Origin of the sequence: Spirulina sp. CCY15215 (assembly GCF_016888125.1) — a bacterium.
In the GTDB taxonomy this organism is placed as follows: Bacteria; Cyanobacteriota; Cyanobacteriia; order Cyanobacteriales; family Spirulinaceae; genus CCY15215.
The window spans coordinates 24793-47201 of record NZ_JACSWA010000530.1 but is presented as its reverse complement, the minus strand read 5'-3'; the positions used below and the strand labels follow the sequence as shown (position 1 = coordinate 47201).

Here is a 22409-nt window from a genome sequence, read left to right as displayed (position 1 = left end):
AGATTCTCCCCACTTATTAAGGAGGACTTCCAGATTCTCCCCACTTAAAAAGGAGGACTTCCAGATTCTCCCCACTTAAAAAGGAGGACTTCCAGATTCTCCCCACTTATTAAGGAGGACTTCCAGATTCTCCCCCCTTATTAAGGAGGACTTCCAGATTCTCCCCCCTTATTAAGGAGGACTTCCAGATTCTCCCCCCTTATTAAGGGGGGCTGGGGGGGATCAAATTGAGTTAACTTATCCCGAATTCCTGTTAATTATGTTAATTATTTTGCCACTGCTTTTTTCTTTTGTTTTTCTTTTTGCTTGGCAATTTTCTCGGCTCGTTTGGCGGCTTTTTTCGCTTCTTCAAGGCGATGGAGTTCTTTTTCTTTTTCCTCCTCAATTTTGTCTAAATAATAGTGGTAATCACCATTATAAATCACTAATTCTCCTTCGCGAATCTCAACTATTTTGGTGGCCGCTTTGGAAATAAAATAGCGATCGTGGGAGACAATAATTACTGTTCCATCATATTTTTGTAAGGCTTCTTCCAACATTTCTTTGGCTGGAATATCGAGATGATTGGTCGGCTCATCTAAAATCAGTAAATTTGCTGGACGCAATAACATTTTTGCTAAGGCTAAACGTGCTTTTTCTCCTCCACTTAGGGCTTCAACTTTTTTGAAAACTGTATCGCCACTAAACAAAAAACTACCCAATAAGGTGCGAACTTCTTCATTTTTCCAACTGGGAACTTCATCATGAATAGTTTCCATGACGGTTTTATGTAGCTCTAAAACTTCTGCTTGATTTTGCTCGAAATACCCAGGAATCACATTATGATCGCCGAGTTTAATTGTCCCATCTTCTGGCTTTTCCATGCCCATCATCATGCGGAGGAGGGTGGATTTGCCCGAACCATTCGGACCGAGAAAGGCAATGCGATCGCCGCGTTCGATTAATAAGTTTGCGCCTAAAAAGAGCAATTTATCGTCGTAAGTATGGGATAAATCTTGAATTTTTACGACTTCTCTACCGCTACGAGGTGCGGGAGGAAATTGAAATTTTAGGGTTTTTAAGTGTGAGTCTGGGGCTGCAATTCGCTCGATTTTATTGAGTTGTTTCTCTCGGCTTTTAGCTTGGGTACTGCGGGTGGCACTGGCACGAAAACGCTCGACAAAAACCTGCTGTTTTTCGATTTCTTTGGTTTGGCGTTCGTAGGTGGCTTGTTGGGCAAGGCGGCTTTCTTCTTTTTGTTGTAAATAGGTGGAATAATTACCGAGATAAGTAGTGGAAACTCCCCGTTCAGTTTCTACAATTTGCGTGCAGAGTCGATCTAAAAACTCGCGATCGTGGGAGATAATCACCATCGGAGTTTTTAGTCCTTTGAGATAGATTTCTAACCATTCAATTGTTTCTAAATCTAAATGATTGGTCGGTTCGTCAAGAAGTAATAAATCGGGCTTTTGCAGGAGAATTTTACCCAAACTCATTCGCATTTGCCAACCTCCACTAAAGGCGCTGACGAGGCGATCGCCGTCTTCTTGTCCAAATCCCATTTCTGGTAAAATCTTATCAATTTGTGCTTCTAAACCGTACCCATCTAGGGCTTCAAATTGACGTTGCAGGCGATCGAGTTTGTGTACTAACCGATCTAATTCTTCTGCATCGGCGCTTTCCATCTCTACGGAAATATGTTCAATACTTTCGTGAACTTCGTTAGCTTCTTTAAAAACTTGCCAAAATTCCTCTTTTACTGTCCGCGTTGGTTCGACTTCAAATTCTTGCGTCAGGTAAGCAATGTGTAAACTGGATGGGCGAATCACTTCCCCAGAGGTCGGTTCTATCTCCCCCATGATAATCTTCATTTGGGTGGATTTCCCTGCGCCATTTACCCCCACCAAGCCAATGCGATCGCCAGGTGTCACCTCCCAATTCACATCCTTGAGAACCTCTCCCGTCGGATAAATCTTACTAATACGCTCTAATCGCAGCATTTACCATTCTCCATCTGTCGTCGCTCTTCACCAATCTTAACATTAAGATCGTTTAAGATTTCGATCTCGATCGCCAATTGCTAAAATTGCTTGCAAATCCTGCTAAGGAAAGAAGATGAATAGTAGAGTTATTGGCTAGGGAAGCGCGCATCGTTTCGGTATTATAACCCCAGTCGGCTAAATAAAGTTCAATATCATTTAGATCGGGCTGTTGAGCAACTAATTCGAGGGTTTTGAGACGATCTTCGACAAACCAAATTTTCTCGGTATTGTAGCTGGGATTGGCAATTAATTGACGCAGGGTTTCTGGTTTGGGGCGCTTGACTTCTTTGCCAAAAATAGCGGTTTGGGAAAAGTTTAATCCTTGTTGTTGTAATAATTTTTTGGCGAAGCGTCCTTCTTTGGTGGTAATAATAACAACTTGGGTTTGTTGTGCTTGGAGAATTTGTTTGATTTTGGCAATAATTCCAGGATAAAAGCGATGCAGTTTTAGCCAAGATTCTAAATCGCTTTCGATCCATTCATCTCTTACACTGTCAACGATTTGCGTAATTTCTTTGCCATTTAATTTCTCTGTTTCGACAAGGCGATCGCGGACTTGCGGCCAGTCTTCTAAAATGTTACTTTCTGTTTCTCCTAAGACCAAACTTCGCAATAAAACTGGCATTTCCCAGCCGGTTTCAATGACAGGACGGAGTTGATAAAAAGAGTTTGCAAAAGTATCGTGCTGGGAATTTAGAGTTTCGGGTTTCCAAAGGCGATCGTAAGCGCGACAAGTTGTTTGAAAATACTCTTGCAAACCGTCGCAAATTACACCATCAAAATCGAGAGCGAGTAGTGTGGGAGATGTTAGCATTCTTCGCAAAAATAAACCCCGTCTATTTTGTCCAATTTTCTTTATTTAATAATGCCACAACCAACTCTTCCGCCAGCGTGTCCTGTTGTTTTGGAATCAGTTTCCTTACCCCGTCCAAGATCGTCTCGTCCTGCGTGAATGACGATCGCGCGACCAATAACCGAAGTCTCTCCCGTTAAATTGACCAGACGATCCATAATTCTGAATTTTGCTTTCCCGGTAGCATCTGCGTAAATATTGCCCATATCTCCTACGTGACGTTCTTTAGAAGTGGGGCTACCATGAGTTTTACCAAAAGGATTGTAGTGAGAACCTGTAGAAGTACAGCCATCGGATAGATCGCCAGACTCGTGAATGTGAAAACCGTGGACTCCGCGACTCAAACCTGTAATTGTTCCAGAAATGCGAGTTAAGCCGTTATTCACTTCTTCTAGGGATATTTCTCCGCTAACTTCTGGGTTTCCTGTATCGATTGTAACTGTTGCTGTGGGGTTTTCTTCTGCATTCACTGCTGGCACGGGAACCGCGATCGCCCCCATCAAGACGACTAAAATCAGAACTACAAGTTTACGCCACATAATTTTACACCCCATTTTTAAGTATTTTTAAGATTGTTGATTAGTTTCACAAAGAAAACTCTGGGAGTATAATATCATTAATTCAATCGTCAATCAAATTAGATTTACTCTTGTAGAGGATGGAACTATTAATTGTTGAAGACGATCGCGAGATCGGTCAACTCGTTCAAGATACATTAACCCGAGAAGGTTTTCAATGCTTGTTGGCAACAGATGGATTACAAGCCTTAGATGTATTTCGAGAAAAACAACCCGATCTGATTATTCTCGATATTATGTTACCAGGATTAGACGGTTTAGAAGTTTGTACGCGCATTCGTCAAAAGGAAGGTCTGAAGGACCCTTATATTTTAATGCTAACGGCAAAAGGAGAAGAAATCGATCGCGTGATTGGTTTATCAACTGGTGCTGATGATTATTTGGTTAAACCTTTTAGTCCTCGAGAATTAGTGGCGAGAGTTCGGGCATTATTGCGGCGCAGTTTGCGACATGAAAGCGCCCAAATTTATGAAACTCCTCATTTTAGCATCGATTGCGATCGCCATACTGCTATTCGTACTCTTGAAAATCAAACTGAAGAAACTTTAGATTTAACCACTTTAGAGTTCAAATTATTGTCCGCTTTTATGAGTTATCCTGGAAGAGTTTGGAGTCGTTCTCAACTGATAGAAAAACTCTGGGGTGATGATTTTTTTGGCGATGAAAGAGTAGTTGATACACATATTGGTCGCTTGCGGAAGAAAATTGAATTCGATTCTTCTCATCCTACCTTTGTTAAGACTGTGATTGGTGTGGGTTACAAGTTTGAAGATAGTTAAAAAAGTATAGTCGATCGGAAAAAGATTGAAAATAGCAAGTATTTCGCGATTCCTCGACCTCTTGACCTATAATAAAAAAATCTTGTCGAGTCTAAAAATCCTTGCAGCCGTGACCGTAACTCCCCTACATCCCTCCCCCACTCAAACTCAACCCGATCGCCTGGGTCGTTTTGGTACCTTTGGTGGTAAATATGTTCCTGAAACCCTCATGCCCGCTTTGAGGGAACTAGAAGACGCGATCGCTCAATATAAGGACGATCCAGGCTTTCAAAAAGAACTCGATGGACTCTTAAAAGATTATGTGGGAAGACCCAGCCCCTTATATTTTGCCGAACGTTTGACCCAACATTACGCTAAGGCTGACGGTACGGGAGTGCAAATATATCTTAAAAGAGAGGACTTAAATCATACTGGAGCGCACAAGATCAATAATGCTCTCGCTCAAGTTCTGTTGGCGAAGCGCATGGGTAAAGTTCGCATTATTGCCGAAACTGGGGCAGGACAGCACGGAGTCGCCACTGCAACTGTTTGCGCCCGCTTTGGCTTGAAATGCGTTATTTATATGGGAGTATGCGACATGGAACGCCAATCCCTGAACGTCTTTCGGATGCGTTTGTTAGGGGCAACGGTGCAACCCGTAGAAGCAGGGACGGGAACTCTCAAAGATGCCACCTCGGAGGCGATCCGGGATTGGGTGACGAATGTAGAAGATACTCACTATATTTTAGGGTCTGTCGCGGGTCCTCACCCTTATCCTATGATGGTGCGGGACTTTCACGCGGTGATCGGTCGCGAAACTCGCCAACAATGTGAGGAAAAATGGGGGGGACTTCCGGATATTTTGTTAGCTTGTGTTGGTGGTGGTTCTAATGCGATAGGGCTATTTTACGAGTTTATCAAGGATTCATCGGTACGTTTGATCGGGGTAGAAGCGGCGGGAGAAGGGGCAGAGACGGAAAAACACGCGGCAACTCTCACAAAAGGTCGCCCTGGGGTGCTGCATGGTGCCATGAGTTATGTTTTGCAAGATGGGGAAGGACAAATTATTGAAGCGCATTCCCTCAGTGCTGGGTTAGATTATCCTGGGGTGGGTCCGGAACACAGTTATTTAAAAGATACGGGACGGGCGGAGTATTATAGTGTTACCGATGGGGAAGCTGTAGACGCATTTCAGCGTTTGTCTCGCTTAGAAGGCATTATTCCTGCTTTAGAAACCTCCCACGCGATCGCCTATTTAGAAACCCTTTGTCCGCAATTAGAAGGTAGTCCTCGGCTTATTATTAACTGTTCGGGACGCGGTGATAAAGATGTGCAAACCGTGGCAAAATTCTTGGATGCGAACCCGAAATAATTAACAAGTTCTAACTTATTTGCAATTAACTATTACTCATGCTTAATAATTTTAAAATTTGCGATCGCGATCTCGACGCAGAAACTTTAGCGCAATATCGTCAAGCTGAGGCGATCGCAGTAGATACGGAAACAATGGGGTTAATTCCCCACCGCGATCGCCTTTGTTTGGTGCAGTTATGCGACGATCGCGGTTTAGTTACAGTTATTCGTATTGATCGGGGTCAAAAGGAAGCCCCTCATCTAAAAATATTACTGGAAGATGCAAATGTAGTCAAGATTTTTCACTATGCGCGGTTTGATTTAGCACAATTTAAAAATACATTCTCTGTTGATACAAATCCCGTTTTCTGCACTAAAATTGCCAGCAAACTTGCTCGAACTTATACTCAATCTCATGGTTTAAAAGCATTAATTCAGGAGTTAGAAGGAATAGAACTTGATAAATCTTCACAAAGTTCCGACTGGGGAAATCCCAATAATCTCACCGAAGAACAATTGCGTTATGCTGCTAATGATGTGCGCTATTTAATCAAGGCTAGAAAAAAACTGATGACTATGTTAGAGAGAGAAGAAAGAGGAGAATTAGTCCAGCGTTGTTTTGAATGTTTACCTGTATTAGTAGAATTAGACTTGCTACAATTTCACGGAATTTTTGAGCATAAATAATCCAATTCTCAAGATTTTAAGTTATTTCCTCCTCTTATTGTTTGTATTTTCGCGATCGCATTTACTTTTTTTCTACTTTTTTCTATCGCGAGGGTATATTAGGATAACAACCCTTAATTGGCGATCTCAAAAGTTCAAGTGAAAATTTAAAGCGAGGAGAATTTCTCAATGAGGTTTAGATTTTTTACCCCTCTCCGACTTTTATTGTGTTTGGGAATACTCTTACTGCTTTGCGTTACTCCCGTCCAAGCAAAATTCTATCACACCAATTCCCCTCCGATTGAAATAAAACAAGGATGGCAATATCATTGGGGAGATTCTCCTGAAAATGAATATGGTTTTCCTATCTGGGTATTGGAGACATCTCAAAATGCAGACTGGAAACCTTTAACACTTCCCAGTAAAATCTCACCCCCTCCCGAAGAGAAAATATTTTGGTTAACGGTCCCTTTACCAGAAGGACAATGGACATTTCCCAGTCTCTACTTTCGCGGTATTCCTAATCTGTTAGAAGTTTATTTTCAGGAAGAATTAATCTATATTTTCGATGAGTTAGACGATCGCGATCGCTTGAAGGAAAAAGAAGGAGAATTTCCCATTGTTCCCATCGACTCTAATTTTCAAAACCAAAATATTTTTATTAAAGTTTATATTAACAATAATTTACCAATTTCTTTGGGAGTTAATGGAATTTTAACCATTGGTAATAAAACCGATCTGATTAAAAGTTTGATTTTGGGAGATAGTATCAAAATTTCTCTCGGATTATTGTTTATATTTTGTGGAATTTTGCCGATCGCGATCGCAATTCTCAAAAAGAGATTTAATATTTATCTGTCTTTTGGTTTGGTTTCGTTACTCATCGGATTATACACGATTACTCCAACAGAAACCGTTCGTCTTCTCTTTAATTATCAAGTGACCTGGACTTATGTTCATCATGGTGCTTTTCATTTATTACCTGTTAGTGTTTGTTTCTTTTTTGAGCATCTTTTTGGGGTTGGACGTTTTGCAATTCCTCGTCGTCTTTGGCAAATTCATCTTTTCTATGCAATCTTGGCCTTAATTCTGGCAGGAAATGGGATTATTACTTGGACTAATGCTGTCTATCCCACGCAGATTTTAGGGATTATTAGTGCGATCGCTTTAATTGCGATCGCGATAAAAAACGCTTTGAGAGGAAAACAAGAAGCGAAAATATTCACTTGTGGTTTCTCTCTATTTTTACTAGCAATTGTTCATGATATTATTGTTTATATTTCTCCCATTAATATCTGGAATATTCAACTTTATTACTGGGGGATGCTGGCCTTTTTGCTCTGTCTGGTTTTCATTTTAGAACGTCGCTTTACCGAAGCACAAAACTATTTGAAGGCTTATAATTTAGCATCGAGTCGCTTTATTCCTCACGAATTTGTCAATTTTTTAGGCAAAAATAGCATTATCGATATCCAACTTGGCGATCGCATTCATCAAGAAATGACGGTTCTCTTTTCTGATATTCGTTCTTTTACCAGTATTTCCGAAAATATGTCTCCGGAACAAAACTTTGACTTTCTTAATGCTTATCTGCATCAAGTTAGTCCGATTATTCGAGAACATAGAGGCTTTATAGATAAATATATTGGTGATGCCATTATGGCCTTATTTTACCATAGTCCAGAAAATGGCATTGAAGCCGCGATCGCGATGCAAAATCAGGTTAAACTCTTTAACCAAGATAGCCATGAAAAAGGCTATCCTGCTATTCAAATTGGCATTGGTTTACACTGCGGTAATTTAATGTTAGGAACAGTAGGAGAAAAGCAACGTATGGACACGACTGTTATTGCAGACGCTGTTAATTTAGCCTCTCGTTTGGAGACTGCAACTAAACAATATGGTGCAAGTATATTGATGAGCGAACAAACTTTAAATCGCTTGACAAATGCCGATCAATATGCTTATCGCTTTCTCGGTCAAATTTTAGTAAAAGGGAAAAAAGAACCCACTAGGATTTACGAAATTTATGAAGCAGATCCACTTCAATTAAAAACTTTTAAAACTAAAACTAAGCTATTATTTGAAAAAGCGGTTAATCTAGGCGATCGCGGTCAAATCGATGAAGCGAAAGAAATCTTACAAGCATTACAAAAAGAAAATTCTGAAGATAATGCAGTACGATTATTTTTGTTGCGTCTGAATGTTGATTAATTCAACTCAGATGTAGCCTAGTTTACAGACACAATTGGGAAGATGCGATCGCAAAACTTTAGTTTATTTTAAGATTCTGGGAAAATCTGAAGGGGTTGTTAAGATATCAAGTGTCCTCAAGCAAGTTCCTCAAGCGAGTGCTTTCATAGAAGGAGTGTATGTATAAATCTCGTCTAACTCTTAATAGCAATCCGAGGAAAATTTACTTATGGCAAAAGAGAAAGAAACAGTCCCCAGTTCTTTAATTACCCTAACCATAGGGTTAGCCGTAGCCGGAATCAGCCTCTGGTACGGTCAAAATAATGGGTTATTCCCAGAGCAAGTTTCCGAACAAGCTCCCCTAGTTGATAACCTCTTCAACCTCATGACGATCATTGGTACGGCACTCTTTTTGATTGTCGAAGGTGCGATTATTTTTGCCGTGGTCAAATTTCGACATCGTGAGGGAGATGAAACGGATGCTAATTATGTTGAGGGAAATTTGCCCTTAGAAATTTTTTGGACGGCAATTCCCACCTTCATCGTCATAGGTTTGGGGATTTATAGCGTACAGGTGTACAACGAAATGGGAGGATTTGACACCGTAGGTCAAGTGGCGCACCATCACCAAGGTCAAGCAGTAGAAGTTGCAGATATGCCCCTCGGTCGCATGAACTCCTTACTGGCTGTGGATGCAGAAGGAAATTCCCAGTACGGGATCGGCGCTACCCCCGTTGAAGGACTGCAACCCCCGGATCTAAGCGTTGATGTCATGGGAGTACAATACGCTTGGATTTTCACCTATCCCAATATGGGCATTGTTTCGGGAGAACTTCATGTTCCCGTGGGAACGGATGTACAACTGAATATTGCTGCCCAAGATGTAATTCATTCCCTTTGGTTGCCGGATTTTCGCATTAAACAAGATGCTATTCCGGGACAAAAATCGCAATTGCGGTTTGTTGCCACGAAAACCGGAAGTTATGCCATTGTCTGTGCCGAACTTTGCGGCGCTTATCACGGGTCCATGCGGACGCAGATTGTTGTTCACGACCCCGAGGAGTTTACAAGCTGGGTCGAGGAAAATCAAATTGCCCAAAATCCAGATTTAGAGCAAACCATTGCGGTTAATTCTCGCGAATTAAGCGATCGCGAATTTCTCTCCCCCTATGCGGAAAGACTGGGCATTGATGCCGACAGTTTAGCCCACTTAGCCCACCACGAAGGCTAAATGATGAGGGATGAATTTCTTTCCCTACTCTTCCACTCCCCTAATAATTATTTATGGCACAAGCACAAATCCCTCTCAATAGCCCCCCCTCCCCTCCCGCAGAGACAAATGGACATCAGCATCCCGAGGCGTGGAAGTGGTATCACTATTTCGGCTATAACACCGATCACAAGGTCATCGGTATTCAATACATTGTCCTCTCCTTTGTCTTCTATCTCATTGCGGGGATGATGGCGATGTTTATGCGGGCAGAATTGTACACCGCCGAATCAGATTTCCTCGATCCTAATGTTTATAATGCCCTGTTGACCAATCACGGCACGATGATGATCTTTTTCTGGGTCGTCCCCGTGGCTATTGGTGGTTTTGGCAATTATCTCATTCCCTTGATGGTGGGTGCCAAGGATATGGCCTTTCCCAACCTGAATGCGATCGCCTTTTGGGTCAATCCTCCCGCCGGATTATTACTGATGGCGAGTTTGTTTTTTGGGGGTTCTCAAACCGGGTGGACGGCTTATCCTCCCTTGAGTTTGATTACCAATAACACCGCCCAGAGTTTGTGGATTTTGTCGATTATTTTGGTGGGAAGTTCCTCAATTATGGGGGCGTTAAATTTCCTCGTCACCATCTACAAACTGAAAATCCCCGATATGCGGTGGAATGAATTGCCTCTCTTTATTTGGGCAATGATGGCGACTTCTATTCTCGCCCTCCTTTCTACTCCAGTATTGGCGATCGGCTTGATTTTGCTACTGTTTGATATTAACTTCGGCACCGGCTTTTTCCGCCCGGAAATGGGGGGAAATGTCGTGGTTTACCAGCACTTATTCTGGTTTTATTCTCACCCCGCCGTTTACTTGATGATTCTGCCGATTTTCGGCGTGATGTCGGAGATTATTTCCACTCACTCCCGCAAGCCGATTTTTGGCTATCTCGCGATCGCCTACTCCAGTTTGGCGATTTGTTTTGTGGGCTTATTTGTTTGGGTTCACCATATGTTTTCCAGTGGTACCCCAGCATGGATGCGGATGTTCTTTGCCATCTCCACTTTTATCGTCGCTGTACCAACGGGAGTAAAGATTTTTAGTTGGGTGGCAACTCTTTGGGGTGGCAAAATTCGCTTGAGAACCCCTCTTTTATTTGCCGTGGGATTATTGGCCATGTTCGTCTTTGGGGGACTCAGTGGCATCACCCTCGGCGCAGTTCCTTTCGATCTCCACGTCCATGATACTTACTACGTGGTGGCGCATTTCCACTATGTTCTCTTTGGCGGTTCCGTCTTTGGGGTTTACGCCGGACTTTACCACTGGTTCCCAAAAATGACCGGACGGATGTACAACGAAACCTTGGGACGCATTCACTTTGTGATGACTCTCATCGGCACTTTAATTACTTTTACTCCCATGCACTCCCTCGGTTTGCAGGGAATGCCTCGACGGGTGGCTATGTACGATCCCAAGTTTGAGTTTATCAATCAGATTTGTACCTATGGCGCAATTCTGTTGGGACTTTCAGTGATTCCTTTCATCATTAATATGGCCTGGAGTTGGCGCTATGGAGAAAAAGCTGGGCGCAACCCCTGGCGATCGCTGACTTTGGAATGGCAAACCACTTCTCCCCCGGCGATCGAAAACTTTGACGAAGAACCTATCGTTTGGGCAGGACCCTACGATTATGGTATCGATACGCAAAGTTTTGAGGCCGTTCCTTCTGTGGAAGAAATGCTGAAGGAAGTTTCTCAGGAAGTGAAGTAAAGGAGTTGAAAAGAAGCACCGACTATAACGCTTTGCAGTATAGTTGGTGCTTCTTTCTTTCTGATTGCGATCGCGGCCATAAATAATTTTTATGAACAACGTTTTTTTTGAGCAACCCATTCTTAATTCTCCCTATCAGTATCCCGGACAGCATTGGGAATTAGACCCAGAGGGGCAACCCACCAACAAGATTGTATCGCGGCGGCGTAGGGCAGAGTTTCTCACGCCGATTCCTAAACCGAGGAAGCAAAAACAGCAGGAGGGAATTCAACAGGAATTGCCCCTATTTGATACGGAAGGGATATCAAGTGAGTCTCAAACTTACGATTTATCCTATTACCTCAATGGGATTCGCGAGAAGGTGAATGCTTGGCGGCAACTTCCTAACCCGACTGATTGGAAAGTGACCCCAGAAACGGCGAGACTGCTACAACATTGGCGAAATCATCCGTTTCAGAATATTCGCCCTTTCTTTTGCCAAGTCGAGGCAGTGGAAACAGCGATTTGGCTGGCGGAGGTGGCACAAAGGGGGAGAAAAAATGAGAAAGCCTTTCACGAACATATTGAGAGGGTGAATGAGGAGGCAAACCCAGAACTGTTGCGGACTTGTTTAAAGTTGGCTACGGGGGCGGGGAAAACGACGGTGATGGCGATGCTGATTGCTTGGCAGACGGTGAATGCGGTGCGCCATCCTCAAAGCAAGCGGTTTACGCGGGGTTTTCTCATTGTCGCACCGGGAATTACGATTCGCGATCGCCTGCGGGTCCTGCAACCCAATGACCCCGATAGTTACTATGGCAGCAGGGAGTTAATTCCTACGGATATGTTACCGGATTTGCAGAAAGCTAAGATTGTGATTACTAACTATCATGCTTTTAAACTACGGGAAAGGATGCAAGTTGCTACAGGGACGCGGAAGTTAGTGGAAGGCAGAGAGGGAAGTTTAAATACTTTGGAAACTGAAGGGCAAATGCTACAGCGCGTCATGTCGGCATTGATGGGGATGAAAAATATTTTGGTTCTCAATGATGAGGCTCACCACTGTTACCGCGAAAAACCCGATGTCGATGATATTTCCGGTCTTAAGGGAGATGATAAAAATGAAGCCAAAAAGAACAACGAAGCGGCACGACTCTGGATTTCTGGAATTGAGATCGTTAAACGCAAGCTAGGGGTAGAAAATGTCTACGATCTCTCGGCTACGCCTTTCTTTTTGCGGGGGTCGGGTTATGCCGAGGGAACTTTATTTCCCTGGACGGTGAGCGATTTTTCTCTAATGGATGCGATCGAGTGTGGCATTGTTAAGTTACCTCGCGTACCCGTGGCGGATAATATTCCCGGTGCGGATGTGCCGAAGTTTCGCAACCTTTGGGCGCATATCCGCAAGCGAATGCCGAAGAAGGGGCGAGGAAAGGCGAAAACTCTCGATCCTTTGAGTTTGCCTTCGGAGTTGCAAACGGCTTTAAATGTGCTTTACGGGCATTATCAGGAGACTTTTGAGTTATGGCAAGGGCAAGGAATTGAGGTGCCGCCTGTTTTTATTGTGGTTTGTAACAATACTTCCACCTCAAAGTTGATTTATGACTTTATTTCGGGGTTTCAGCGCCAAAATGAGGACAACGAGACGGAATTTTCTCAAGGGCGCTTGGCCTTGTTTCGTAATTATGACGATAATGGCGATCGCCTTTCGCGACCTCGTACTCTGTTAATTGATAGCGAGCAGTTGGAGTCGGGGGATGCTTTAGATAAGAACTTTCGTGAGGTTGCCTCGGAGGAAATCGATCGCTTTCGCTATGAAATTCGCCAAAGGGCAGGGGCGGGGGCAGATGTAGCGGAAACCCTCAAAGACCAAGATTTATTGCGAGAGGTGATGAATACGGTAGGCAAAGCGGGCAAGTTGGGGGAGTCCATTCGCTGCGTGGTGTCGGTGTCGATGCTTACAGAAGGCTGGGATTGTAACACGGTGACGCATATCCTCGGGGTGCGGGCGTTTGGGACGCAATTGTTATGCGAACAGGTGATCGGGCGGGCGTTGCGGCGACAGTCTTATGAGATTAATGGGGAAGATTTGTTTAATGTGGAATATGCCGATATTTTGGGGATTCCCTTTGATTTTACCGCCAAACCCGCGATCGCCAAACCTGCTCCCCCTCGTCAGACGGTACGAGTACAAGCGGTCAGCCCCGATCGCGATGCCCTAGAAATCCAATTTCCTCGGGTTGAGGGCTATCGGGTAGAGTTACCGAATACCCAGTTAACGGCGAAGTTTGGGGAGGATTCTTTATTGGAATTAACCCCGAATTTGGTGGGGCCGTCGGTGACGCGGAATGAGGGCATTATCGGGGAAGGGGTAGATTTGAATTTGAAGCATTTGGAAAAGATGCGGGAAGCAACGGTGCTGTTTCATTTGACGCGACATTTGATTTTTACTAAGTATCGAGATCCCGGAGAAGAGCCAAAATTGTACTTATTCGGGCAACTGAAGGCGATCGCCCGTCAGTGGATGCAGGGTTATTTGCGCTGTACTGGGGGGACTTATCCGGCACAGTTGATTTATCAAGAGATCGCAGATATGGCTTGCGATCGCATTCGTAAGGGCATTACCGAAGCGAGTATCGGCGATCGCCCAGTCAAGGCGATTTTAGATGCTTACAATCCAGTCAGTTCTACGGCTCACTTGAGTTTTAATACTTCTAAGGAGTCCCTCTGGAAGACAGATCCGCGTTTTTGTCATATTAACTGGGTTGTTTTGGATAGCGACTGGGAGGCGGAATTTTGTCGGGTAGCGGAGTCTCATAAGCAGGTGCGTGCTTATGTTAAGAATCACAATTTAGGGTTTGAGGTGCCTTATTTATATGGTTCGACTCCTCGGAAGTACCGACCGGATTTTATCGTTTTGGTGGATGATGGACGGGGGGATCTGCTCAATTTAATTGTGGAGATTAAGGGCTATCGTGGGGAAGATGCCAAGGAAAAGGCCAGTACGATGCGGAATTATTGGCTTCCTGGGATTAACAATTTGGGAACTTTGGGACGATGGGCATTTGCGGAGTTTCGCGCTGTTTTTGAGATCGAATCGGAGTTTAATCGGGCGATCGCGGATGCTGTAGCGGGGCGATCGCGGGAGGTAGAATGATGGTGAGAGCTTAAAGGGGGAGAATCTGGAAGTCCCTTCTTATTAAAGGGGGAGAATCTGGAAGTCCCTTCTTATTAAAGGGGGAGAATCCGGAAGTCCCCCTTTTTAAGGGGGATTTAGGGGGATCGAAACACTTAATATTTGTAATCAGCAACTCGGGTTAAATAAATTAACGCCAATTTTTGGAGAAACAAATGCCGCGCAAAACTAAACAACCCAAACAGGTTAAAACCTTGACCCACGAGGAAGCAAAACGCAAGAATATTCCCACTGCGGAACATCAATCGGTGATGGCAGATGAGGAGAAAAGCCCGATACAGGTGGCTTACGACCGGCGAAACCCCGACCTCGATCCTCAGTTGATTTGGCGAGGGAAGGATATTCGAGATTGGTCTTTGGTGGTGAGTGCGCCTCCCCTTTATATTCAAGAAAAGGTGCATCCGAAAGTGTTAATTGATGACTTGATGCGGCGCACCGAGGCACAACAAAAGGAAGTACAGTTAGATTTGTTTGCAACTTTCGACGGATTGCCCCAAGATGCTACAGCGACGGAGTTTTACCAGCATGAGGCTAACTGGTCAAACCGGATGATTCTGGGGGATAGTTTGCAGGTGATGGCGAGTTTGGCAGAGCGGGAAGGGTTACGGGGAAAGGTACAGTGTATTTATCTGGATCCCCCTTATGGGATTAAGTTTAATTCTAATTTTCAGTGGTCTACCACGAGTCGGGATGTCAAGGATGGCAAGCTAGACCATATTACGCGGGAACCGGAGCAAGTGAAGGCGTTTCGGGATACTTGGCGCGATGGGATTCATTCTTATTTGACTTATCTGCGCGATCGGTTGATGGTGGCAAGGGATTTGTTAACGGAAAGTGGGTCTATTTTTGTGCAAATTGGGGATGAAAATGTTCATCGGGTTAGGGCTTTGATGGATGAGGTTTTTGGTGATGAAAACCATGTTGCTATCATTCAATTTAAGAAAACAGGAGGCTTTGATTCTGGTTCTATCCCGTTAATTTGTGATTATATTGTTTGGTTTTCAAAAGATAAATCTTGTTTAAAATATCGCTCTCTTCTTGAAACAAAAATTTATGGTGAGGGTTCAGGAAAAAGATATAAATCAGTAATTTTAGAAAATGGAGAAGTGCTTCCTTCATCAAAATTTATAAGTGATAATGATGAACTTTTACTTCCCGAAAATGCGCGCCTTTTTTTAGGTAGTCCTTTAACTTCAGATGGTGCGCCAACTAAACCCTTTATTTTTCAATTTGAAGGAAGAGCTTTATCTCATAAACTTAATCAACATTGGAAAACCACACAAGATGGACTTCTAAGACTTGGAAAAGCGAACAGGTTATTTCTTACAAAATCTTTTATAAATTACCGACTATTCATAGATGATTTTGCTGCTACCCCATTAAATAATATGTGGTCTGACACAATGGGAACGGCTGAAAGAGATAAAATGTATGTTGTTCAAACGGTTTCAAAAGTAGTCGAACGCTGTATTTTAATGACCACTGACCCAGGCGATTTAGTCTTAGACCCAACTTGCGGATCGGGCACCACAGCCTACGTCGCCGAACAATGGGGACGGCGTTGGATTACCATCGATACATCCCGAGTCGCCCTCGCCCTGGCCCGATCGCGCATTATGGGAGCCCGTTATCCCTACTACCTCCTGAAAGACTCCCCCGCAGGACAGCAAAAAGAAGCAGAATTAGACCGCAAAATCGTCTCCAATGCCCCCACCCACGAAAATATCCGCCAAGGATTCGTGTACGAAAGAGTCCCCCATATCACCCTAAAAGCGATCGCCAACAACACCGAAATCGATACAATCTGGGAACAACATCAACCGAAAATCCTACAGGCATTAACCGACCTCAACGCAGCCTTAAACAGTCATAAAACCCCCTTCAAAGTCACCACAGGAGGGAGAGAAGGCAAAAGTATCAAATTCACCGATAACGGCATCGTAAAACTCCCTTCCGGCGAAGAAGTCCCCGCCAATGCCCTCCTAGAATGGGAAATTCCCCGAGAAAAACCCGAAGACTGGCCAAAAGAGACAGAGAAACCCCTAAAATCCTTCTGGCAAGCACGTATCGCTAGACAAAAAGAAATCGATGGGGCGATCGCCGCCAATGCAGATCGAGAATACCTCTACGACAAACCCTACGAAGATAAAGCGATCGTCCGCGTCGCCGGACCCTTCAGCGTCGAAAGTTTGTCACCCCATCGCGTCCTTGCGATCGACTCAGACGACGAACTTATCGACCCCAACATCACCCCAGACCGAAACCCAGGAGAAACCGACTTCGCTACCATTATTCTCGACACCCTAAAAGTTTCCGGCGTGCAGCAAGCTCACAAAGAAGACAAAATCGACTTTATCAGCCTCACAGGATGGGCAGGTAATTATATTTGTGCCGAAGGTCGCTATCTTGAAGAGGATAATAACAGCGAAAAACGCGCCGGAATCTTCATCGGACCCGAATTTGGTACCGTCTCCCGTCCCGACCTCGTAGCCGCCACCCGAGAAGCCGGAGAAACCGGATTTGATGTTCTCATCACCTGCGCTTTTAACTACGATGCCCAATCCGCCGACTTCAGCAAACTCGGGCGCATTCCCGTCCTCAAAGCCCGCATGAATGCCGACCTGCACATGGCCGACACTCTAAAAAATACCGGCTCCGGCAACCTTTTTGTGATATTCGGCGAACCCGATATCGACATCAACGAAATCGAAAACAATCAAATTTCAATCAAAATCCACGGCGTAGATGTATTTCACCCCCAGTCTGGAGAAATTCGCGCCAGTAATGCCGACGCGATCGCCTGTTGGTTCATCGATACCGACTATAACGAAGAGAGCTTTTTCGTGCGCCATGCCTACTTTCTCGGAGCCAGCGACCCCTACAAATCCCTAAAAACCACCTTGAAAGCCGAAATCGATGCGGAAGCCTGGGAAAGCCTCTACAGCGACATTTCTCGCCCTTTCCATAAACCCAAATCCGGTCGCATCGCCGTTAAAGTGATTAATCATTTAGGGGATGAGGTGATGAAAGTGTTTAACGTGGTTGACAACCTGAAGAGTTGAGAAAGAATATCCCAAACTCCAACCCAGATGGAAGAAAGTCTTAATAATTTACTAAATTTCTCAAGCATAAAGTCTAAATAAAGTACAATGACCACCAATAGAGGATTAACTAATAACTCAATTAACTAACCAAAAACCTAACCAAAAATATGACAGCAATTAATACCTCTGTAAACGGATCGAAGCCCCCAGAAGCCGCTCATGAAGAACATGATTTTAGAACTTTCGGGCTGCTGGTTTTCCTGATTTCTGAATCTTTAATGTTTGCGGCCTTATTTGTCTCTTATCTTATTTACCGTTCATCTCATTCAACTTGGCCTCCCGAAGGAACAGAAGTAGAACTTTTGCTTCCCACCATTAACACCATTATCTTAGTTTCCAGTAGTTTTGTCATTCATCGCGGCGATACGGCGGTTAAAAACAATGATATCCCTGGAATGCGTTTATGGTATGGTATTACGGCTGTAATGGGGGCAATTTTCCTCGGCGGTCAGGTTTATGAGTATTTAACATTAGGATATGGTTTGACAGAAAACGTCTTTTCTAACTGTTTTTATATCATGACCGGATTCCACGGTTTGCACGTTTTTATCGGCATTATGCTCATTTTAGGTGTTGTTTGGCGATCGCGCCGTCCCGGTCATTACCACGCCAACAAACACACCGGAGTCGAAATGGCGGAAATTTATTGGCACTTTGTCGATGTTATTTGGATCATTCTTTTTTCCCTTTTGTATATTTTGACACTCTTTTAAGATTGCCCAAAATCCAACCTAAATAGAGGATTTTCTGTAGCGAGAGGGACATTTTTATTGTTTCTCTCTTTTTCCTTTTTAGCCAATCTTTTGTTTTTGGCGATCGCGGCAAGTCCTTAATTATGTTTTAATCTTTTTGTAAACTTTTTTTAATGTTTGCCACAGGCAATCTGAAGAATACTTAAAGTCAATCTAGCAATTGCTGAAATTTCCTTAGCGATCACTCTTTAATTGATGAATTTAAAGTGAAAAAGGCTCATGACCGAATCAGTTCTTAAACCATCGATCGCACCGCTTTCCCCTCAAGTGCAAATTCGCCGCTTGGTCTGGAAAATCGCCATCGCTACCTTTTTATTGATGGCGGTGGGGAGTACCACGCGGGTGATGAATGCTGGCCTCGCCTGCCCTGACTGGCCCCTCTGTTACGGACAATTTTTGCCCTTTGAACAGATGAACATCCGGGTATTTTTAGAGTGGTTTCATCGCTTAGACGCAGCCCTTGTTGGGTTTAGCGCGATCGCCTTAGCGGGTTTGTCCTGGTGGTGGCGATCGCAACTGCCTCCCTGGTTGCCTTACGCTGCAACATTTGCCCTGGGGTCGATCCTCGTTCAAGGTATTCTCGGGGGACTGACGGTAACGGAACTCCTACGATTTGATATTGTCACCGCCCATTTGGGAACCGCTTTACTCTTCTTCTGTACTCTATTGGCGATCGGTGCCGCCTTGATGCCCTATAACGCAACAGGAACCGGAAAATATCTCTCTGGTTTGGGTCTAACCGCCGCGATCGCCATTTACCTGCAAAGTTTACTAGGGGCATTAGTCGCCTCTCAATGGGCATTACATCAGTGTTTATGGGGTTCGCACCTTTGCGCCGTTATGAACAGCCACCTGATCGGAGTCATTCCCGCCACTCTTAGCACATTAGCTGTTATTATTTTCGCTTGGCGCACTCCAGCACTCCATCCCACCCTACGAATTCTGGCCAATTCTGCGGCCTTATTAGTCTTGCTGCAAATTCTGTTGGGAGTGGCTACCTATCGCTTTCGGTTGCAAGTAGAAATCTTGACTATTTCCCATCAGGCGATCGGGGCAGCATTACTCGGGGTTTTGGTCATGTTTTCCGTATTAGCACGCCGAAATGTAACTCAATCTCAATCATTCCCTTAGCGGGACAGAAACCCATCTAGGACAATGCCCGCTAAAAACTTTTTTCTCACCTTGCACGTCATTTATTTAGGGAATTAATATGTTAGGAACAAGTTTACCTTCTCAACATGAGAACTTTCGAGAAGTTCTGCAAAGTTATATTCAACTAACAAAACCTCGCATCATTCCCCTGTTGTTGATTACAACAGCCGCTTCCATCTGGATTGCTTCTCAAGGAAATATCGATCCTATTTTACTGTTAATTGTCCTGCTGGGAGGAACTTTAGCCGCCGCTTCTGCTCAAACTTTTAATTGTGTTTACGATCGCGATATCGACTACGAAATGTTACGAACTCGCAAGCGTCCCATTCCAGCCGGTCGAGTTCAACCCCATCACGCCCTCATCTTTGCTATTATTTTAGGCTCTTTATCTTTCTCTTTGTTAGCATTGTTTGCTAATTTGGCCAGTGCCTTTTTAGCCATGTCTGGTATTGGGTTTTATATGATAGTTTATACTCGCTTTTTGAAGCGATCGACGGTTCATAATATTGTCATTGGTGGGGCAGCCGGATCGATTCCTCCTTTAGTGGGTTGGGCAGCAGTAACGGGGGGTTTAAGTTGGGCTCCCTGGTTACTTTTTGCGATTATTTTCCTTTGGACTCCGCCTCATTTTTGGGCATTAGCGTTAATGATTCGGGATGACTACGCGCAAGTTAATATTCCCATGTTACCGGTTATTGAAGGGGAAGAAGAAACTGTAAGGCAAATTTGGCTTTATACTTTAGCGGTTGTTCCTTTTACCTTCTTATTAATTTACCCTTTGGGTGTTTTGGGCTGGATTTACGGCGCGATCGCGGTGATTCTTAATGCTATTTTTGTACGCAAAGCCTGGCAACTCAAACAAAATCCCTCGGATAAAATTCTGGCAAAATCTCTCTTTAAATATTCCATTCTCTACATGATGCTTTTATGTGCGGGAATGGTTGTGGATTGTTTATTTCTGAGCTAAGTTTTGATTCACCACAAGAATACGGAAGACGCAGAGAGAATATCTTTGCGTTTTTTTCTTGATTGAGTGCATTAGTTCTTAAAGATATTTTAGTAGTTTTGATCGTTCGAGATGGAATTTTAGGATTTAATTTGCCCGATCCCAAAATCTTTTGCTAAAGTTAACTTGCTGTGATTGAAAAGACAGAAAAGATAGATGACAGAAAAACCTAGATTTCCCCGATCGCCTTTCCCTTCTTTCCGTTCTTTGCTCGTTATTGTATTGCGAAATGGCAGTTCGACACTTTTTGCTGTCCTGGGAACCTTAGCTGCTTTAGCGATCGCCAGTGGAAACACAAATCAATCTGTAGCGGGTGAGGAAAGCAAAGGAAATCTTTTAAATGCTTTCTTTAAAGCATCGACTCCCGCAAAAGATTCCCTTCTCGAAACTCCAACTCTCGAACCTATTCCCGATCGCGACGATCCCAAAGTTATTTCTTCTTCTCCTCAATCTTCTCAGAAAGCCGAAAAACTAGGGAAATTGGGCGATCGCGGTCCTAGTTTCCAGTTATTTCAGTTACCCGATCGCAGTAATTTCCGTTCTTCTTCTCGGAATTCCTCACAAGGAAGTAAGCAGGTTTCTAGAGAACAAACTGGGCGATCGCGAGAGTCTTCTTCCAAACAGAAATCCCCAATACCCCAAACAATTTCAACAACAAATTCAGAGCAGAAATCCACTCAAACCACGACACTTTTAAGATCAGATGCTGCTAATATTCCTTTTAATCTAGAAGATATTGTTTATTTAACTGTTGCCAACAATACCGAGATTAAAAATGCTTATCTCGATCGCATTGTGCAGAAAGCAGAATTTCGCCCCCAAGTTGAGCCAGTTTTGGCGAGAAGAACTAATGAAGCCGGAACAAATCAGGCAATTCCAGATCGTCAAAATCGCATTGAATTGGGTGCGGGAATTTCCTTATTAATGCCCACAAGAGAGCAATTGCAATTGAGTTGGTTGAGTCAATTGCGATCGCCATCTAATACTCAAACTAATGAAGATTCTTTACGCCAACGAGTCAATTTAAGATTAGCCCAACCCCAGCCGCGCGATGCTGGAGGGGCGATCGCGAAAAGTGATTTAGATATTGCGAGACTGCAAAAAAATATTAATATTTTGAATTTACAAAATACTCTCATCGATAAAATTACCACCTCCATCAAACTTTACCGTATCCTATTAACGCAACAAGAACAAGTTAAAAATACTCGCGCCGCTCTTGAAATAGCCAAAAAACACTTGCAAACCGCAACACATTTTCAAGGGCAATTACTGGAAGCAGAGAATGCTGTTAAATCTTCACGCTTGGCACTCTTAAATCAATTGGGAATTGATCGCGATCTGAAAATTGTCGCTACAGAAAATATTCGCCAAGAAACAGAAAAACTAATCGAATTAGACCCAGAAAAAATTCGTGAAGTCACCTTTGCTAATCAACCGAATTATTTAGCAGAATTACTACAAGTCTTGCTCCAAAGTCAAAACAATTTAGCACAACTCGAAGAAACGATTCAGACAGAAATTAGCGATCGCCTTCGGGATATTGAGGTACAATTTCAGCAAATACAATTCGCGCAGGAGGAAGTCAAACTCGCCGAGGGAAAATTAGAAGCCCAAGAAGCCCTGGTAAAAGCGGGAAAAAGCGATAACTTTCAACTTCAACAGGCTCAACAAGATTTGCTCGACGCTCGTAATGAAGAAATTCGCAGGCGTGTAGAATATCTGAATACTTTAACCGACTTGCAACAGACTCAGGGAACAACATTAGCAGATTGGCAGATTATTTTAGAAATGGGAAACCATAATCAATAAC

15 protein-coding genes are annotated in these 22409 nt (G+C 43.7%); 12 read left to right on the top strand and 3 right to left on the bottom strand.

Features of this window, described 5'->3' with window-relative positions:
• Positions 1-266: 266 nt before the first annotated feature.
• Genes JUI58_RS18465 through JUI58_RS18455 form a run of 3 tightly spaced genes read right to left on the bottom strand, consistent with a single transcriptional unit; the run spans position 267 to position 3413 of the window.
• Positions 267-1979, bottom strand: a complete 1713-nt coding sequence (locus tag JUI58_RS18465) for an ABC-F family ATP-binding cassette domain-containing protein (RefSeq protein WP_204105280.1) — start codon at positions 1977-1979, stop codon at positions 267-269.
• A 52-nt stretch (positions 1980-2031) separates the two neighbouring features.
• A complete protein-coding gene (locus tag JUI58_RS18460) occupies positions 2032-2835 on the bottom strand; it encodes an HAD hydrolase-like protein (protein WP_204105279.1) in 804 nt (267 codons plus the stop codon).
• Between the two features lie 41 nt (positions 2836-2876).
• Entirely contained in the window at positions 2877-3413 is a 537-nt protein-coding gene (locus JUI58_RS18455; protein ID WP_204105278.1) for a superoxide dismutase family protein, read from the bottom strand.
• 119 nt (positions 3414-3532) lie between these two features.
• Between JUI58_RS18455 and JUI58_RS18450 the strand changes: the two genes are divergently transcribed.
• From JUI58_RS18450 to JUI58_RS18395, 12 genes are all read left to right on the top strand, one after another.
• The gene (locus JUI58_RS18450) at positions 3533-4231 is read left to right on the top strand and encodes a response regulator transcription factor (RefSeq protein WP_204105277.1); all 699 of its coding nucleotides are present in this window, start codon (positions 3533-3535) and stop codon (positions 4229-4231) included.
• A gap of 109 nt (positions 4232-4340) precedes the next feature.
• The gene (trpB, locus tag JUI58_RS18445; RefSeq protein WP_204105281.1) at positions 4341-5582 is read left to right on the top strand and encodes a tryptophan synthase subunit beta; all 1242 of its coding nucleotides are present in this window, start codon (positions 4341-4343) and stop codon (positions 5580-5582) included.
• Positions 5583-5620: 38 nt separating this feature from the next.
• On the top strand, positions 5621-6250 hold the full coding sequence (locus JUI58_RS18440; RefSeq protein WP_204105276.1) for a ribonuclease H-like domain-containing protein: 630 nt from the start codon (positions 5621-5623) through the stop codon (positions 6248-6250).
• A 168-nt stretch (positions 6251-6418) separates the two neighbouring features.
• Positions 6419-8443, top strand: a complete 2025-nt coding sequence (locus JUI58_RS18435; protein ID WP_204105275.1) for an adenylate/guanylate cyclase domain-containing protein — start codon at positions 6419-6421, stop codon at positions 8441-8443.
• 208 nt (positions 8444-8651) lie between these two features.
• Positions 8652-9653 carry a cytochrome c oxidase subunit II gene (locus JUI58_RS18430; protein ID WP_204105274.1) on the top strand — a complete coding sequence of 334 codons (1002 nt, stop codon included), beginning with the start codon at positions 8652-8654 and terminating at the stop codon, positions 9651-9653.
• A 53-nt stretch (positions 9654-9706) separates the two neighbouring features.
• Positions 9707-11407 carry a cytochrome c oxidase subunit I gene (gene ctaD, locus JUI58_RS18425; protein WP_204105273.1) on the top strand — a complete coding sequence of 567 codons (1701 nt, stop codon included), beginning with the start codon at positions 9707-9709 and terminating at the stop codon, positions 11405-11407.
• A gap of 91 nt (positions 11408-11498) precedes the next feature.
• Complete coding sequence (locus JUI58_RS18420) at positions 11499-14543, top strand: DEAD/DEAH box helicase family protein (RefSeq protein ID WP_204105272.1); 3045 nt, start codon at positions 11499-11501, stop codon at positions 14541-14543.
• Positions 14544-14737: 194 nt separating this feature from the next.
• Entirely contained in the window at positions 14738-17644 is a 2907-nt protein-coding gene (locus tag JUI58_RS18415; protein WP_204105271.1) for a site-specific DNA-methyltransferase, read from the top strand.
• A gap of 149 nt (positions 17645-17793) precedes the next feature.
• Positions 17794-18399, top strand: a complete 606-nt coding sequence (locus tag JUI58_RS18410) for a heme-copper oxidase subunit III (protein WP_204105270.1) — start codon at positions 17794-17796, stop codon at positions 18397-18399.
• Between the two features lie 258 nt (positions 18400-18657).
• Positions 18658-19569 carry a heme A synthase gene (locus JUI58_RS18405; RefSeq protein ID WP_204105269.1) on the top strand — a complete coding sequence of 304 codons (912 nt, stop codon included), beginning with the start codon at positions 18658-18660 and terminating at the stop codon, positions 19567-19569.
• A 79-nt stretch (positions 19570-19648) separates the two neighbouring features.
• Positions 19649-20557 (top strand): heme o synthase, encoded by a 909-nt coding sequence (locus tag JUI58_RS18400; RefSeq protein ID WP_204105268.1) that lies wholly within the window; start codon positions 19649-19651, stop codon positions 20555-20557.
• 195 nt (positions 20558-20752) lie between these two features.
• A complete protein-coding gene (locus tag JUI58_RS18395) occupies positions 20753-22408 on the top strand; it encodes a TolC family protein (protein WP_204105267.1) in 1656 nt (551 codons plus the stop codon).
• Position 22409 lies beyond the last annotated feature (1 nt).